Annotated in this window: 13 protein-coding genes; 7 read left to right on the top strand and 6 right to left on the bottom strand. The window is 68.0% G+C overall.

The window, feature by feature from the left end:
* Positions 1-3: 3 nt before the first annotated feature.
* A complete protein-coding gene (locus tag Q8S38_RS11390) occupies positions 4-3,573 on the bottom strand; it encodes a PAS domain-containing hybrid sensor histidine kinase/response regulator (protein ID WP_305680548.1) in 3,570 nt (1,189 codons plus the stop codon).
* Between the two features lie 166 nt (positions 3,574-3,739).
* Here Q8S38_RS11390 and mscL point away from each other — a divergent pair, with 166 nt between their 5' ends.
* From mscL to Q8S38_RS11375, 3 genes are all read left to right on the top strand, one after another.
* A complete protein-coding gene (mscL, locus tag Q8S38_RS11385) occupies positions 3,740-4,159 on the top strand; it encodes a large conductance mechanosensitive channel protein MscL (protein ID WP_305680547.1) in 420 nt (139 codons plus the stop codon).
* 122 nt (positions 4,160-4,281) lie between these two features.
* The gene (locus Q8S38_RS11380; protein WP_305680546.1) at positions 4,282-5,475 is read left to right on the top strand and encodes a pyridoxal phosphate-dependent aminotransferase; all 1,194 of its coding nucleotides are present in this window, start codon (positions 4,282-4,284) and stop codon (positions 5,473-5,475) included.
* A gap of 150 nt (positions 5,476-5,625) precedes the next feature.
* Complete coding sequence (locus Q8S38_RS11375) at positions 5,626-6,690, top strand: AbrB family transcriptional regulator (RefSeq protein ID WP_305680545.1); 1,065 nt, start codon at positions 5,626-5,628, stop codon at positions 6,688-6,690.
* Positions 6,691-6,716: 26 nt separating this feature from the next.
* Here the strand turns inward: Q8S38_RS11375 and Q8S38_RS11370 are convergent, their stop codons facing one another.
* The 3 genes from Q8S38_RS11370 to Q8S38_RS11360 form a co-directional block, all read right to left on the bottom strand.
* Positions 6,717-8,306 carry an ABC transporter substrate-binding protein gene (locus Q8S38_RS11370; RefSeq protein ID WP_305680544.1) on the bottom strand — a complete coding sequence of 530 codons (1,590 nt, stop codon included), beginning with the start codon at positions 8,304-8,306 and terminating at the stop codon, positions 6,717-6,719.
* Between the two features lie 97 nt (positions 8,307-8,403).
* Positions 8,404-9,345: an SMP-30/gluconolactonase/LRE family protein gene (locus Q8S38_RS11365; protein WP_305680543.1), complete on the bottom strand. Its 942-nt coding sequence runs from the start codon at positions 9,343-9,345 to the stop codon at positions 8,404-8,406.
* A gap of 45 nt (positions 9,346-9,390) precedes the next feature.
* Positions 9,391-10,296 (bottom strand): LysR family transcriptional regulator, encoded by a 906-nt coding sequence (locus Q8S38_RS11360; protein WP_305680542.1) that lies wholly within the window; start codon positions 10,294-10,296, stop codon positions 9,391-9,393.
* A gap of 263 nt (positions 10,297-10,559) precedes the next feature.
* Between Q8S38_RS11360 and Q8S38_RS11355 the strand changes: the two genes are divergently transcribed.
* The 4 genes from Q8S38_RS11355 (at position 10,560) to glcF (ending at position 15,216) form a co-directional block, all read left to right on the top strand.
* On the top strand, positions 10,560-11,996 hold the full coding sequence (locus Q8S38_RS11355; RefSeq protein ID WP_305680541.1) for an FAD-binding oxidoreductase: 1,437 nt from the start codon (positions 10,560-10,562) through the stop codon (positions 11,994-11,996).
* A gap of 54 nt (positions 11,997-12,050) precedes the next feature.
* A complete protein-coding gene (locus Q8S38_RS11350; protein WP_305680540.1) occupies positions 12,051-12,335 on the top strand; it encodes a GIY-YIG nuclease family protein in 285 nt (94 codons plus the stop codon).
* Positions 12,336-12,509: 174 nt separating this feature from the next.
* Positions 12,510-13,697 carry an FAD-binding protein gene (locus tag Q8S38_RS11345; protein ID WP_305680539.1) on the top strand — a complete coding sequence of 396 codons (1,188 nt, stop codon included), beginning with the start codon at positions 12,510-12,512 and terminating at the stop codon, positions 13,695-13,697.
* 142 nt (positions 13,698-13,839) lie between these two features.
* Positions 13,840-15,216 carry a glycolate oxidase subunit GlcF gene (glcF, locus tag Q8S38_RS11340; protein ID WP_305680538.1) on the top strand — a complete coding sequence of 459 codons (1,377 nt, stop codon included), beginning with the start codon at positions 13,840-13,842 and terminating at the stop codon, positions 15,214-15,216.
* Here the strand turns inward: glcF and Q8S38_RS11335 are convergent, their stop codons facing one another.
* Both Q8S38_RS11335 and Q8S38_RS11330 read right to left on the bottom strand, forming a co-directional pair.
* Positions 15,217-15,504: a pilus assembly protein HicB gene (locus tag Q8S38_RS11335; RefSeq protein ID WP_305680537.1), complete on the bottom strand. Its 288-nt coding sequence runs from the start codon at positions 15,502-15,504 to the stop codon at positions 15,217-15,219.
* On the bottom strand, positions 15,504-15,971 hold the full coding sequence (locus tag Q8S38_RS11330) for a putative toxin-antitoxin system toxin component, PIN family (RefSeq protein ID WP_305680536.1): 468 nt from the start codon (positions 15,969-15,971) through the stop codon (positions 15,504-15,506). Before Q8S38_RS11330 ends, Q8S38_RS11335 begins: the two co-directional genes overlap by 1 nt.
* Between the last annotated feature and the right edge of the window lie 20 nt (positions 15,972-15,991).

Here is a 15,991-nt window from a genome sequence, read left to right as displayed (position 1 = left end):
GCGCTACTCGGCCGCGACCCGCGTCGCCCGCCACTGCGCCAGGAGCGCCCGCAGCGCGCCGGGTTTCACCGGTTTGTTCAGCAGGTGGACGTCAAGCGCAGCCGCTGCCTCGCGCACATGCGGCGAGCGGTCGGCGGTGAGCAGGATCGCCGGCAGACGCCCCCGCGACCGTTCGCGCAGCGTGCTGATGGCGGTGAGGCCGTTGCCATGGTCGAGATGGTAGTCGGCGATGACGACATCGGGCGTTCGTCGCTTCTGCTCCGCCAGTGCCGCATCGAGCCCGGCCGCTGTCGCGACGCTGCAGCCCCAGCCCTCCAGCAGCCGCTTCATGCCGTCGAGGATCGCGGGCTCGTTGTCGAGGACGAGCAGCTTGAGCCCGGCGAGCTGGCCGGCGGGAATGGTGCGGGGCGCGGCGCTGACGCTCATCTCGGGCAGGGACGCGGCGCGGGGCACCAGGACCGCGAAGCGGCTGCCCCGGCCGGGCACCGAATCCAGCGTCAGCTTGTGGTCGAGCGTGCGCGCGATGCGCTGGACGATCGACAGGCCGAGCCCGAGTCCCCGCGCGACGCGGGCGCCCTGGTCGAGCCGCTGGAACTCGCGAAACACCGTCTTCTGCTTGCCCTGCGGGATGCCCAGACCCGTATCGAGCACCTCGACCGAGACCTGCGCGCCGCGGCGGCGAAAGCCGATCAGCACCTTGCCGCTCGGGGTGTACTTGATCGCGTTGGAGACCAGGTTCTGCAGCAGCCGCCGCAGCAGCCGCCGGTCCGAGCGCAAGGCGAGGCTCGTCGGCATGAAGACGAGCTTGAGGCCCTTCTCCTGGGCGCTCGGCTCGAATTCGCGCTGGAGCTGGCGCATCAGCTCGTCGAGCCGGAACGCGGTGATCTCGGGTTTCAGCGCCCCGCCGTCGAGCCGGGAGATCTCGAGCAGCGCGGTCAGGATCTCCTCGACCGCGTCGAGCGAGGCGTCGACATTCTCGGCGAGGTCGGGGCTCCCGGCGGCGCGATCGCGCTCGACCAGCGAGGTCGCGTAGAGCCGTGCGGCGTTGAGGGGCTGCAGGATGTCGTGGCTGGCGGCGGCGAGGAAGCGCGTCTTCGAGGCGTTGGCATCCTCGGCTTCGGCCTTGGCGCGCTGGAGTTCGGCGTTGACGCGCAGGATTTCCTCGGTGCGCTCGACGACGCGCCGCTCCAGGCTTTCATTGGTGCGCTCGAGTTCCTCCTGCGCCTCCACCGCTTCCGTGATGTCGGTGTAGGTGGTCACGAAGCCGCCATCGGGCAGCGGGTTGGTGCGGATCTCGATGACCTTCTTCGAGGGGTAGAGCTTGAGCCTCACCGGCTCGCGGTCGCTGACGAAACTCTGCAGCCGCGCCGCCATCAACTCGTCCTGCTGGCCGTCGCCATAGGCGCCGCGCGCCGCATTGTAGCGGACGATCTCGTCGAGGCCCGTGCCGAAGCGCACCATCGCGGGCGGCAGGTCGTAGAGCTGGATGAAGGCCTGGTTCCAGGCCAGCAGCCGCAAATCGCGGTCGAGCACGGTGATGCCCTGGCCGGCATGGTCGAGCCCGTGCTGGAGGATGTCGCGGTTGTATTGCAGCGCCGCCGACGCGTCGTCGAGCAGCTTGAAGGCGGCCTCGGTCGTGAGGTTGCGCCGCCGCAGCAGGAGCGACAGCACCAGCCGAGAGGAGGCGGCGCCGATCGCCGAGGAGAGCAGATGCTCGCCAAAGCGCAGCAGGTGGATGTCGGCGTCGCGCGCGGGCGTCGGCGCCTCGCCCCGGCTGCTGGCGAAGCCCTCGAAGGCGCGCTGCGTGCGCTCCTGGCCGAGATAGCGCCCGATCGTCGATTGCAGCTCGGATTCGGTGACGCTGGAGCGCCAGAGCGAGAAGGATTGCGCCATCGTGGCGCGGTCGGATTCGACGAAGGCGTTGGCCTGCAGGCGCTCCATCGCGGTGGCCGGACGCAGCAGCGAAAAGCCGATATAGGCCAGGAGGTTGAGCCCGAGACTCCAGAACACGCCATGGGGCAGGGCCGGCAGGTCGAGCCCGAACAGGGCCTCCGGTCGCAGGGACGCCTGGCCGAACGGCCCGGATGCGACGATGTCGCTCCAGAAGCTCCCGGGCCGCACGAGGCTCGGCATCAGCAGCGTATAGGCCCAGGTCGCGACGCCGACGATCAGCCCGGCCGCCGCGCCCAGTGCCGTGCCGCGCCGCCAGACCAGGCCGCCGAAGAAGGCCGGTGCGATCTGCGCCGTCGCGGCGAAAGAGAGAAGGCCGATGGCGACCAGCGCCTGGTCGCCCGCCGCGCGGTAATAGGCATAGCCGAGCAGGATCACGCAGAGGATCGCGATCCGCCGGATGATCACCACCTGCGAACCGAGATCGCCGCCCATCGTGCCGTTCTCGGCGCCACGCGCCTCGATCTGGGCCTTCGATCCGGCGGGGTCGCTGAGGCCGCGGCGGCCGCGCAGGAGAAGCGGCATCACGAGATGGTTCGAGATCATGATCGCCAGCGCGACCGATGCGACGATCACCATGGCGGTCGCCGCCGAGAGCCCGCCGACGAAGACGAGCAGGGCCAGCAACCCCGCCTGCTGCTGAAGCGGTAGCAGAAGAACCGTCATGTCGCGGTCGACATCGGAGCCGGGGATCAGCAATTCGCCGGCCATGGCGAGCGGCAGCACGAACAGGTTGATCAGGATGAGGTAGAGCGGAAACATCCAGGCGGCGCGGCGCACATCGGCTGCATCGCGGTTCTCGACGATCGTCATGTGGAACTGGCGCGCCAGCAGCAGCGCGGCGCAGGCCGACAGCAGCGTCAGCGTCAGGAAGGTCGGCCAGCTCGATGTCCGTTCCCAGATCGGCGGCATCCCGCTGGGCAGATGGGCCGCCTGTGCGAACAGGTCGCCGGCGCCGTCATAGAGCCCGTAGACGACGAAGACGCCGAGCACGAGGAACGCCACCAGCTTCACCAGCGATTCCACCGCGATGGCCAGCACCAGGCCATCCTGGTGCTCGGTGGCGTCGATATGGCGGGTACCGAAGGCGCAGGCGAAGCCGGCTAGCACCAGCGCGACCAGGAAGGCGAGGTCGGTCAGCACCGGCACATCGGGCGAGGCCGGCCGGCCGCCGGCCGCCGTGAGCAGCACGGACAGCGAACTCGCCACGGCCTTCAGCTGCAGGGCGATATAGGGCAGGGCGCCGATCACGGCGACGAGGCAGACCAGCGCCGCCACGCGCTCGCTCTTGCCGTAGCGAGCGCCGACGAAATCCGCGATCGAGGTGATGTTCTGGGATTTCGCGGTTCTGACGATGCGCTCGACGAAGCGGTGGCCGAAGCCGATCACCAGGATCGGCCCGACATAGATGCCCAGGAAGTCCAGGCCGGCGCGGCTGGCGAACCCGACCGAGCCATAGAAGGTCCAGGACGTGCAGTAGACACCGAGCGCCAGCGCATAGATCGTCGCGCGCGCCCTGCCGCTGATCAGCCGCCGTCCCGAGGTGTCGGCGGCATGCGCGATCGCAAACAGCGCGCACAGATACGCCAGCGCCACCAGGACCACGGACCATGCGGGGATCATCTTGCCTCCATCGCCAGGCGGAGCTGGCGCCGAACCTTAAAGGAGGACGGCGGCGCGTGGGAACTGGTTTCCACGGCCGCTTTCGTGCTTTAGCCTCCCTTGCGTCATGCGGGGGTGGCCGGCCGGTCGGCCCCGCCGCGCCAGCCATCCAAGAAGGGGCCAAAGCATGCTCGATGAGTTCAAGAAGTTCGCCCTGAAGGGCAATGTCGTCGATCTGGCGATCGGCGTCATCATCGGCGCGGCCTTCAGCAAGATCGTCGATTCGCTGGTCTCCGACATCATCATGCCGTTCTTCGGCGCGCTCGGCGGCCTCGATTTCTCGAACTATTATGTCGGCCTGAACAGCAGCGTTACGGCCCCGGTCCTGGACGAGGCCAAGAAGCAGGGCGCGGTCCTGGCCTATGGCTCCTTCATGACGGTCGCGCTGAACTTCCTGATCATCGCCTTCGTGCTGTTTCTGGTGGTCAAGGGCATCAACCGGCTGCGCCGCGCCGAGGAGGCGAAGCCCGAAGCGCCGACCCCGCCTGCGGCCGATGTCGTTCTTCTCACCGAGATTCGCGATCTGCTGAAGCACAAGCCGGTCTGATGCGAGGCCGATCGGTCACGCTGAATCATCACCGTGACCGATCGACCCGATCTCGCGATTTCATGCCGCGCGACGCCATGATGGGATAAAGCTGCCCGATCGTGATCGCGAGGTTCCCGCCGATGTCCACCGTCCTTCCCGCAGGCTCCAGCCTGATCGCAGGCCTGCGCTCCGAGGCGCGCAACGCGCCCGAGAGCGGCATCGTCGAGGTCGTCAATCACGGCCGGATGAAGGAGGGGCTGATCCCGCTCTGGGTCGGCGAGGGCGATCTGCCGACGCCCGATTTCATCGCGCGCGCCGCCAACGCGTCGCTCGCCGCCGGCGAGACCTTCTACACCTGGCAGCGCGGCATTCCCGATCTGCGCGAGGCCCTGGCGCGCTACCACACGGCGCTCTACGGCCAGCCCTTCGCGATGGACCGGTTCTTCATCACCGGCTCGGGGATGCAGGCGGTGCAGATCGTCGTGCGCATGGTCACCGGTCCGGGCGACGAAGTTGTGATCCCGACGCCGGCCTGGCCGAATTTCGCCGCCGCGCTCGGCGTGGCCGGCGCCGTGCCGGTCAGCGTCCCGATGGATTACGTCCAGGGCCGCTTCTCGCTCGATCTCGAACGGCTCGCCGCCGCGATCACGCCGCGGACCCGCGCCATCGTGATCAATTCGCCCGCCAACCCGACCGGCTGGACAGCCACCAGGGACGAGCTGGCGGCGATCCTGGCGCTGGCGCGCCGGCATGGCCTGTGGATCATCGCCGACGAGATCTACGGCCGCTTCGTTTATGATGGCGCCGCTCGCGCCGCCTCTTTCCATGACGTGATGGAGGCGGAAGATCGCGTCCTCTTCGTCCAGACCTTCTCGAAGAACTGGGCCATGACCGGCTGGCGCGTCGGCTGGATCGAGGCGCCGCCGGCGCTCGGCCAGATCATCGAGAACCTGATCCAGTACTCGACTTCCGGCGTGCCGGTCTTCGTGCAGCGTGCGGCGATCGCCGCGCTCGACGAGGGCGAGCCCTTCGTCGCCGACCAGATCGCGCGGGCCGCGCAGGGGCGAAAGATCATCGCCGAGGGGCTGAAGGCGACCAACCGCGTCACGCTGGCGCCGCCCGACGGCGCCTTCTACCAGTTCTTCTCCGTCGACGGGCGCGAGGATTCCCGCGCGCTGGCCATCGAGCTCGTCGACAAGGCCAATGTCGGGCTCGCCCCGGGAACCGCCTTCGGGCCGGGCGGCGAGACGGGCCTGCGGCTTTGCTTTGCCCGCAAGGCGTCGGATCTGGAGGAGGTCGTCAGGCGGGTTCAGCGGGCGCTGGCCGGGGGCTGAGGTTTTCGCCGGCCAGACCCCGCCGAGCCGCCGTTTCACGCAAGGCGTGCATGTCGCCTCTGCGTCGATGGCGCGCCCCACCAAATTGACCGGGCTCCCGGCTGCCGTCATGAACGCTCATGCTGCGTTGCAGCGAAGCGGCGGGGCGTCATGTCAGGCTCGGGTCATTCGTCGACGGTGCTTACGGTCTGGTCGCGCGAGGCCCTCGTCATCGCCATCGCCGCGATCGGCGGCGCGCTGTTCTCGCTGCTGGGGGCGCCGGCCGCCTGGCTTTCGGGCGCGATGATCCTCAGCGCCGCCGTGGCGCTGGTCCGGCCCTTGCCGGTTCTGCGCCGATCCTGGTTCGATGCGACCGTGCTGTTGTCGGGCACGATCATCGGCGCCTCGGCGACGCCGGAGGCGTTGGCGGCGGCGGCGCGCTATCCGGCATCGCTCCTTGTCCTGCTGATTGCGATGGCGGGGATCATGACCGCGACGGGGGCCTATCTGCGCTATGTCGCGCGCTGGCCCTGGATCGACGCGCTGCTGGCGGCGGCACCTGGCGCGCTCGCGACCGTGCTGGCGGTCGCCCAGGCCAAGGGCGCCAATATCGGGCGCATCTCGGTCGTTCAGCTGTTTCGCCTGCTCGTGCTGGTGGCGCTGCTGCCGAGCCTGATGCAGCTGACCGGCCTCCATCCCGACATCGCGCCTGCTGCGGTGAAGGTGCTGACGCCGGGGACCATGCTGGTGCTGCTGCTGAGCAGCTTCGCCGTCGGGCTGGTCTTCGAGCGGATGGGCGTCGCGGCGCCGATGATGTTCGGGGCCACCTTCACCAGCGCGGTGCTGCACGGCACCGGCCTCGTCGAGGGCAGCCTGCCCCCGGCGGTCCAGATCGCGGTGCTGGTCATGCTGGGCTCGACCATGGGCGGGCGGATCGGAACCATCCCGCGCGGCGAACTGCTCGGCCTGTTTCCGCTGGCGGCCGGCGGCCTCGTGGTGTCGCTCGGCGTCGCCTTCGCCTTCGCCTGGCCCGCCGCGCTGCTGGCGGGCGTGTCCTATGCCGATGCGATGACCGCATTCGCGCCGGGCGGGCTCGAGGCCATGGCGATGCTGGCCTTCGCGATGGGGCTCGACATGCTCTATGTCGGCTCCCACCACCTGATGCGATTCCTGGTCATCGGCTTCGCGATGCCCTTCGTGCTGAGCCGCGTGAAGGCCGAACCGCCGCAGCCCTGAGGCCGCGGCGGCAGGCGGGTCGCCTGTCAGTCGACGCCGATCGTCGTCAGGTCCTGGAACCAGTGCTGGGCCAGCACGAACTTCTTCACCTTCGGCGAAAGCGCGTGCGGGTTGGTGTCGTGCACGACCCAGCCGAGCACCGCGTCGTCGACGATCAGGCTGTGGGCCTTGGCGAGCAGCTCGTCCTGCTTGGCGACGTCGAAGCTCTTGGCGGCCTCGTCGAGCAGGGCGTCCACCGCCGGGCTCGACCAGGTCCCCCAGTTCACGCCGACGGGCGCGACCTGGCTGGAGTGGAAGAAGCGGATGATGGCGTAGAGCGGGTCAGACGTCACATAGGCGATGTTGTTGGAGGAGACGTCGGCATTCATCTCGTCCTTCGCGCCCTTGCGCCAGCGCGTGTAGAGCACCTCGAGCTCGACGACCTTGAACTCGATCTCGATGCCGACATCCTTGAGGTTCTGCTGGATGAACTCGTTCATCGGCAGTGACTGCATCTGGCCCGAGCCACCCTGCGCGATGACGAAGGTGGTCTTGAGCGGCTTCTGCTTGGAATAGCCGGCCTCGGCGAGCAGCTTCTTGGCGGCTTCCAGATCGTACTTGATCTGGAAGGTCGGCTTGCCGAACCAGGGGCTCGTCGGGTCGACCTGCCCGATGGCAGGGCGCGCCAGCCCGTTCAAGAGCGCGACGATGCCCTCGCGGTCGATGGCGAGGTTGAGGGCCTTGCGCAGCCGCACATCGGCCCAGGGCGAGCCGGGCGCCACCGAAAGATGGTAGTTCCAGACATGCGGCGTGACGTTCTCGACGATCCGCATCTTCGCCGACTTCAGCTGCGGCACGGTGTCGGGCGCCGGCGTCTCGATCATGTCGACCTGGCCGGTGATCAGCGCGTTGGTGCGCGCCAGCACCTCGGGCATCGGCAGAAGGATCAGCCGGTCGACCTTGGGGAGGCGCCTTTTGTCCCAGTAGTCGGCGTTCTTGACCAGTTCGGCGCGCTCGCGCGGCACGAACTTGTCGAGCTTGAACGGCCCCGTGCCCGAGGGCGTCATCGCGAACTTGTCCCAGTCCTTGCCGACCTTCTCGTACTGCGCAGGCGAGGACACCAGGAACCAGAGCATCTGGTAGGGGAAGAAGGAATCGACCGCCTTGGTGGTGATCTCGACCGTCTTGGCGTCGACGACGCGGTAGCTCGCCACTGAAGGCAGGCGCGGCTTCACCTGCGCGGCCTGACGGCGGTCGAAATGCGGGGCCTTCTCGTCCAGCACCTTGTCGAGGTTCCAGACCACGGCGGCGGCATCGAGCGTCGAGCCGTCATGGAACTTCACGCCCTCGCGCAGCGTGAACAGCCACTTCTTCTGGTCGGTCGGATCGACCTTCCATTCGGTGGCCAGCCCCGGCATCAGCTTGCCCGGCCGGTCGGCGACATCCATCTCCCAGGCCACCAGCGGGTCGTAGATCGTGTAGCCGGTGAATTTGTAGGCGCCGGCGCCGCGATCGGGCTGGCCCGAGGTCAGTGGGATATCCGCCAGCGAAATGCCGTAGCGCACCACGGATTCGGCTTGCGCACCGCTGGCGAAGGAAAAAGCGAGCGCAGCCGACAATGCCAATCGTTTCAACATGCATGCATCTCCAAGGGGAAAGATGCATGCACTTCAGCAAGGGGTGTGCCATGGCCGCCGCCCTCGCGAACACGTCATCGAAAGCGCTTTGGGCCTCTCAGCGCTGGCCCGGCCACACGGCTCCATTGGTGTTGGTCATCACCGCATAGAGCGAACTGGTGCCGCAGATGAATAGGCGGTTGAGCCTGGGCCCGCCCCAGCAGACATTGGCGACGACCTCGGGGATCGCGATCTTGCCGATCAGCGTCCCGTCGGGGTGGTAGACATGGACGCCGTCGGCGGCGCTGGTCCAGATCCGGCCCTCGACATCGAGCCGGAAGCCGTCGAACAGGCCGGCCGTGCAGGTGGCGAAGATGCGGCTGTCCGCGAGGGCTTTGCGGTCGGCGGTGACGGCGCAGGCCCTGATATGCCGCGGTCCGTTTGCGGGATCGTGGCTGGCGCCGGTGTCGGCGATGTAGAGGATGCGCTCGTCGGGCGAGAAGGCGAGCCCGTTGGGCTTGACGAAATCATCGGCGACGATGGTGAGCGCGCCGCTCTGCCCGTCGATCCGGTAGACATGGCAGGCCCCGATCTCGCTCTCGGCCCGGTTGCCCTCATAATCGCTGAGGATGCCGTAATCGGGATCGGTGAACCAGATCGACCCGTCCGATTTGACCACGATATCGTTGGGCGAGTTGAGCCGCTTCCCCTGCCAGTGGCTGGCGAGCACGGTGACCGAGCCGTCAGGCTCGGTACGCGTCACCTGCCGCCCGCCATGCTCGCAGGTCACGAGCCGCCCATGGCTGTCGACGGTGTTGCCGTTGCTGTTGCGCGCCGGCTGGCGGAACACGCTCGTCTGCCCGCTCATGGCGTCGAAGCGCAGCATCCGGTCGTTGGGGATGTCGGAGAAGACCAGCGTGTTGTGCGCCCGGAACCAGGCCGGCCCCTCCGCCCAGCGCGAGCCGGTCCAGAGCCGCTCGACGCGGGCCGAGCCGGGAATGATGCGGTGGAAGCGGGGATCGAGCACGGTCGAGCCCGTGCCTTCGAGAATGCCGAACATGGAATCTGTCTCCGCCTGCGTGCTGCCGATGAGCCCGTCTTACGTTTACAGCGTCAGCCCGGCGTCCCAATAGGGCGTCTGGCCATAGAGTTCGGCGAGGTAGTCGACGAAGGCGCGCACCTTCTGCTCCATGTGCCGGCGGCTCGGATAGACCGCGTGGATGGCGACACGGCTGCCGACGGAATAGGCCGGCAGCACCCGCTGCAGCGCGCCCGATTTCAGCTCCGGCCCGACATCCCAGGTCGAGCGCAGCGCGATGCCGAGCCCCGCCAGCAGCGCCTCGCGCACGACCTCGCTGGAATTGGTCCGCAACGGGCCGGCGACGCGCACCGTCACCGGCCCGGTGGGGCCGTCCAGCGTCCAGTGGTCGGTGTTGTGGGCGATCAGCGTGTGGCGCGAGAGGTCCTCGATCGTCGCCGGAACACCGGCTGCCGCGAGATAGCCCGGCGTCGCGCAGAGCACGCGGTGGTTCGGCGCCAGCCGCTTCGCGACCAGGCTCGAATCTCTGAGATCGGCGATGCGGATGGCGAGATCGAAGCTCTCGCCGACGATGTCGATGAAGCCGTCGCCGAGCACGAGCTCGACGCTCACCAGCGGGTGCGCGTCGAGGAAGGGCTTGAGATGCGGCGCGATGTGGAGCCGCCCGAAGGAGGTCGGCGCCGAGACCCGCAGCGTGCCGCGCGCCTGTCCGGCCCCGCTGGCGACCCAGGCCTCGGCATCCTCGATCGAGGACAGGATCGAGACCACGCGCTCATAGAAGCCCTGGCCGGCCTCGGTCAGCGAGAGCTGCCGGGTCGTGCGCTGCAGCAGCCGCACGCCCAGCCGCTCCTCGAGCCGGCGGATGCGCTTGGAGATGACGGCCGGCGACAGGTTGAGCTGTCGCCCGGCGGCCGACATGCCTTTGGCCGTCACCACATGGGCGAAGACGTCGAGATCGCCGAACCGGTCCATCGTGCGTCCTATCTTTTCCGATTTGGAAACAATCATGAACGTTGGTCGCACTGCAAGGTTGCTGGAATTGGTCTAGGGTTGCGCTGAAGGTTGGTTCGTCGCGCTCCTCCCTTCCCCCTTGTGGGGAAGGGTATGGGGATGGGGGTGGTGCCGCCTGGTGATCGCTCACCCGGTCGGTCCACCCCCACCCCTACCCCTCCCCACAAGGGGGAGGGGTTCCCGCGCTTCATTTCGATCTGAATAAGACCGGGGAAAACCGCACCATGTCCGCCATCGCCTTTCCGCTGCCCGATCCAGGAATCCTCGCCCGCCGCGACGCGATCATTGCCGGCCTGGCACGGCTTGTTCCCGCGGAAGCCCTGATCACCGCCGAGGACGAGCGCCGCCCCTATGAGACGGACGCGCTCACCGCCTATCGCCGCCTGCCGCTGGCGGTGGTGCTGCCCTCGACGACGCAGGAGGTCGCCGCTGTCCTGAAGTTCTGCGGCGAGCAGGGCGTGCCGGTGGTGCCGCGCGGGGCGGGCACCTCGCTCGCCGGCGGCGCCATCCCGCAGGAGGATGCCGTCGTCATCGGCGTCTCCAAGATGAACCGCATCCTTTCGATCGACTATGCCAACCGCACCGCGAAGGTGCAGGCCGGCGTCACCAATCTCGCCGTCACCGGCGAGGTCTCGGCCGAGGGCTTCTTCTACGCGCCGGACCCGTCCTCCCAACTCGCCTGCTCGATCGGCGGCAATATCGGCATGAACTCCGGCGGGGCGCACTGCCTGAAATACGGCGTCACCACCAACAATGTGCTCGGCGTGACCATGGTGCTGCTCGACGGCAGCATCGTGGAGGTTGGTGGCGCCCATCTCGATGCCGCCGGCTACGACATCCTCGGCCTGATCAACGGCTCCGAAGGCCAGCTCGGCATCATCACCGAGGCGACGGTGCGCATCCTTCGCGCGGCCGAAGGCGCCAGGCCCGTGCTGTTCGGCTTCCCGACCAGCGAGCAGGCCGGCGCGGCGGTGGCGGCCATCATCGGCGCGGGCATCATTCCCGTCGCGATGGAGTTCATGGACAAGCCCGCCATCGAGATCTGCGAGGCTTTCGCCCATGCCGGCTATCCGATGGATGTCGAGGCGCTGCTGATCATCGAGGTCGAGGGCTCCGACACCGAGATGGACGCCCAACTCGCCCGCATCGTCGCCATTGCCCGCGAGCACGGCGTCAAGACGGTGAAGGAGAGCAAATCGGCGATGGAGGCGGCCGCGATCTGGAAGGGCCGCAAATCCGCCTTCGGCGCCACCGGCCGCATCGCCGATTACATCTGCATGGACGGCACCATCCCCACCGGCCAGCTGCCTTACGTGCTGCGCCGCATGGCCGAGATCGTGAAGGGCTATGGGCTGCGCGTCGCCAATGTCTTCCATGCCGGCGACGGCAATCTCCACCCGCTGATCCTCTACAACTGCAACGACCCGGTCGAGGCGCAGAAGGCGGAGGATGCCGGCATGGACATCCTCAAGCTCTGCGTCGAGGTCGGCGGCTGCCTGACCGGCGAGCACGGCGTCGGCATCGAGAAACGCGACCTGATGACCTTCCAGTTCAACCCCGAGGATCTGAACCAGCAGATGCGGGTGAGGGCGGTGTTCGACCAGCGCTGGCTGCTCAACCCGGCGAAGGTGTTTCCGTTGGAAGGACGGGTGGCGGCCTAATTGTCTTTCCGGGGCTTGCGAAGCGAGAACCCGGAACCCACGACCGGGTGAGAGATGGCCTACTTCCTTTATCTCATGGCCAGCAAGCGCAGCGGCACGCTCTATCTCGGTGTCACCAACGATCTCGCCAGGCGTATCCATGAGCACAAGGCGAAGCAGAACGCCGGTTTCACGAGCCGTTACGATGTCGATCGTCTGGTCTGGTACGAAGAGTTCGCCGACATCCGGGATGCCATCGACCGCGAGAAGGTGTTGAAGAAGTGGCGCAGGGCTTGGAAGATCACGTTGATCGAGGACATGAACCCCGAATGGAAAGACCTCTATGAAGGGCTCGCTTGAGGGGCATCGTGCCACCCTGTCATTCCGGGGCGGTCCGAAGGGCCGAACCCGGAACCCACGACCGGGTGAAATGTGTCCGATCGTCTGCTTTCGCGCGGAACGCGAAGCGGCTCGCCCGGTCGTGGGTTCCGGGTTCTTCGCTGCGCGAAGCCCCGGAAAGACAGGGGAGAGCGAATGACCCTCCACATCCCCACCACCGAGGCGCAGGCCTGCGCCATCGTGAAATCGGTGATCGGCAGCGGCGTTCCCCTGTCGATCGGCGGCGGCGGCACGCGCGCCGGGCTCGGCCGCCCGACGCAGACGCAGAGCACGCTCTCCAGCGCCGGCCTCACCGGCATCACGCTCTATGAGCCCGCCGAGATGGTCATCGCCGCGCGCGCCGGCACGCCGCTCGCCGAGGTCGAGCGCACGCTCGCCGACCGCGGCCAGATGCTGCCCTTCGAGCCGATGGACCACCGCGCGCTGCTGGGCACGGAGGGCGAGCCGACCATCGGCGCGGTTGCGGCCGGCAACATCTCCGGCCCGCGCCGGATCAATGCCGGCGCGGCGCGCGATTCCCTCATCGGCATCCGGCTGGTGAATGGCCGCGGCGAGGCGATCAAGTCCGGCGGGCGGGTGATGAAGAACGTCACCGGACTCGACCTGGTGAAGCTCGTCGCCGGCAGCTACGGCACGCTCGGCTTCCTCACCGAGGTCACCTTCCGCGTGCTGCCGAAGCCGGAGCGCATCCTGACCCTGGTCTGGCGCGGCCTTTCGGACGAGGGGGCGGTCGCCTTGCTCTGCACCGCGCTGGGCTCGCCCTATGAGCCCTTCGCGGCCGCGCATCTGCCGGCCGGCCTCGGCACCGAACAGCCGCGCACCCTGCTGCGGCTGGAGAACTTCTCCGATTCGATCGACTACCGCAGCCGCGAGCTGATCGCGCTGCTGGCGGCGCATGGAGCGCCCGACATGATCGAGGGCGAGGCCTCGGTCGAACTCTGGCGCGATGTCCGCGACGCCCGCGTCTTCGCCGGCACCGACGAGGCCGTCTGGCGCCTCTCCGTCGCGCCGACCGACGGCCCCAAGGCGACCGCGGCCATTGCGGCGCGGGTGCCGGGCGCGCGCTGGTTCTATGACTGGGGCGGCGGGCTGGTCTGGCTCGCGGTGCCTGCCGGCGCGGATGCTGCGGCCGGCGCCATCCGCGCCGCGATCAGGCCGCTGGGCGGCCATGCCACGCTGGTGCGCGCGCCTGCCGCGATCCGCGCGAGCGTGCCGGTGTTCGAGCCGCTGACCGAGCCGCTGATGCGGGTGACGGCGGGCATCAAGACGAGCTTTGATCCGGCAGGGATTTTCGAGCCCGGCCGGATGTATGCGGGGGTGTGACGTGAGCCGTCATTCTCGGGCGGAGCCCTCGGGTCCGACCTTTGGTCGGCCCAAGGATAAACTCCACGCAGACCCGAGAATCTCTCGGGAGGAGATGCTCGGGGCAAGCCCGAGCATGACGGGCAGGCGAAACGGATAGACCATGCAAACCAATTTCAGCCCCGCCCATCTCGCATCGGACCCCAGGCTTCCGGCCTCGGAGAAGATCCTGCGGACCTGCGTGCATTGCGGCTTCTGCACCGCGACCTGCCCGACCTATCTGCTGCTCGGCGACGAGCTCGATTCCCCGCGCGGGCGCATCTACCTGATCAAGGACATGCTGGAGAACGGCAAGCCGGCGTCCGAAGAGGTCGTGAAGCATGTCGACCGCTGCCTCTCCTGCCTCTCCTGCATGTCGACCTGCCCGTCCGGCGTGAACTACATGCACCTTGTCGACCATGCGCGCGCCCATATCGAGGAGACCTATGAGCGCTCCTGGCACGACAAGCTGCTGCGGCGCGTGCTCGGCGCGATCCTGCCCTATCCCGGCCGCTTCCGTGTCGCCATGCTCGGCGCGATGCTGGCGAAGCCTCTGGGCCCCGCGCTCGGCGCGCTGCCGCTGGTCGGGGCGCGGCTGAAGGCGATGCTGGCGCTGGCGCCCTCCAAATTGCCGTCGCGCTCGCCGATGGAAGGGCCGCAGAGCTTCGCCCCCGCTGCAGCCCCTGCGGGCAAGCGCGTCGCCATCCTCTCCGGCTGCGCCCAGCCGGTGCTCGACCCCGCCATCAACGAGGCGACGATCCGGCTTCTGACGCGCCACGGCGTCGAGGTCGTGCTGCCGAAAGGCGAGGGCTGCTGCGGCGCGCTCGTCCACCATATGGGCCGCGAGCACGACGCCCACGCCTTCGCGCGGGCCAATATCGACGCCTGGACGGCCGAGATCGAGGGCAAGGGGCTCGACGCCATCCTGATCACCACCTCGGGCTGCGGCACGACGATCAAGGATTACGGCTTCATGTTCCGCAACGAGCCGGCCTATGCCGCCAAGGCGGAGCGGGTTTCGGCGCTGGCCAAGGACGTCACGGAGTTCGTGGCGACGCTCGATCTCGTGCCCGTCCGGGATGTCGCCATGCCGATCGCCTACCACTCGGCCTGTTCGATGCAGCATGGCCAGCAGCTCAAGGATGGGCCCAAGCGCCTGCTCTCGGCCGCCGGATTCAGCGTGAAGGAGGCCCCGGAGGGCCATATCTGCTGCGGCTCGGCCGGCGTCTACAACATCCTGCAGCCGGAGATCGCGGGCCAACTCCGCGAACGCAAGGTCGGCAACATCCAGAAGACCAAGCCGATGCTGGTCGCCACCGGCAATATCGGCTGCATGACCCAGATCGCCAAGGGCTTCGCCGACCGCGGCGCCACCACCCCGGTCGTCCACACCGCCGAACTGCTCGACTGGGCGACGGGCGGGCCGCTGCCGGAGAAGCTGGCGCAGGCGGGGATCGCGGATCGCCCGCTGCGGGATGTGGCGCGGGTGGCGGCGGAGTAGTCAGTCGCGCTCTGCGGCCCCCCGCTCGGGCGGGTAGCCTTCGGGCAACTCTTCGCCCGCAAGAGGAGGCCGGTCGGGAACCTTCGCCAGGACGGCCAGCATGTCGTTGCGGCTGGCGCCGTCCGCGCGGCGGCGAAAGAAGTCGGCCGCAGTTTCCGTTGCCGCCACCTGCTGCGCGACAGCCACCGAAATCCAGTGGTTCAGCGAGACGCCATCCTGCTTTGCCAGACGCTGTGCCTCGCGCTTGAGCGATGCCGGCAGCTTCAAGGCATAGGAACCTGCAGTCATCAGATCATCTCCTTCAACAGATCGCCGGGGGTGAGGATGCGAATTCCGAAGCGCTCGGTCACCCCGGCGAAATCGCGCAGGTTGTGGGTGACGATTGTTGCGACACGTCCATTCGCAGCGGCTTCCAACACGAGGTCGTCAGCCGGGTCGCGCAACTGTGGTCGCCAGCGGAACCAGATTTCGACCGGATCACTGACGGCCGCGAGGCCCGCGAGATAAACGTCGATATCCGCGTTCGACAGTCCATGGACAGCCTGTTGGGCCGGACGCTTCAGAACGTCCTCATATTCCAGAAATAGCGCATGGCTCACCGCAGGAACCAGCAGGCCCCTGCCGATACCTACGAGCAGCGCATGGCTTGCCCCGGTTCGGCTTCGGAAGCCGGAGACCATCACCGATGTGTCGAGCACGACCCGCAGCATATCGGATAGCATATCACAGGTGATATCAAGTCTGCTACCGATCAAGGACGCCTTGCTCCTCGGTG

The organism is Allobosea sp. (assembly GCF_030695125.1).
GTDB lineage: Bacteria > Pseudomonadota > Alphaproteobacteria > Rhizobiales > Beijerinckiaceae > Allobosea.
This window is presented reverse-complemented; position numbering and strand designations above follow the sequence as displayed.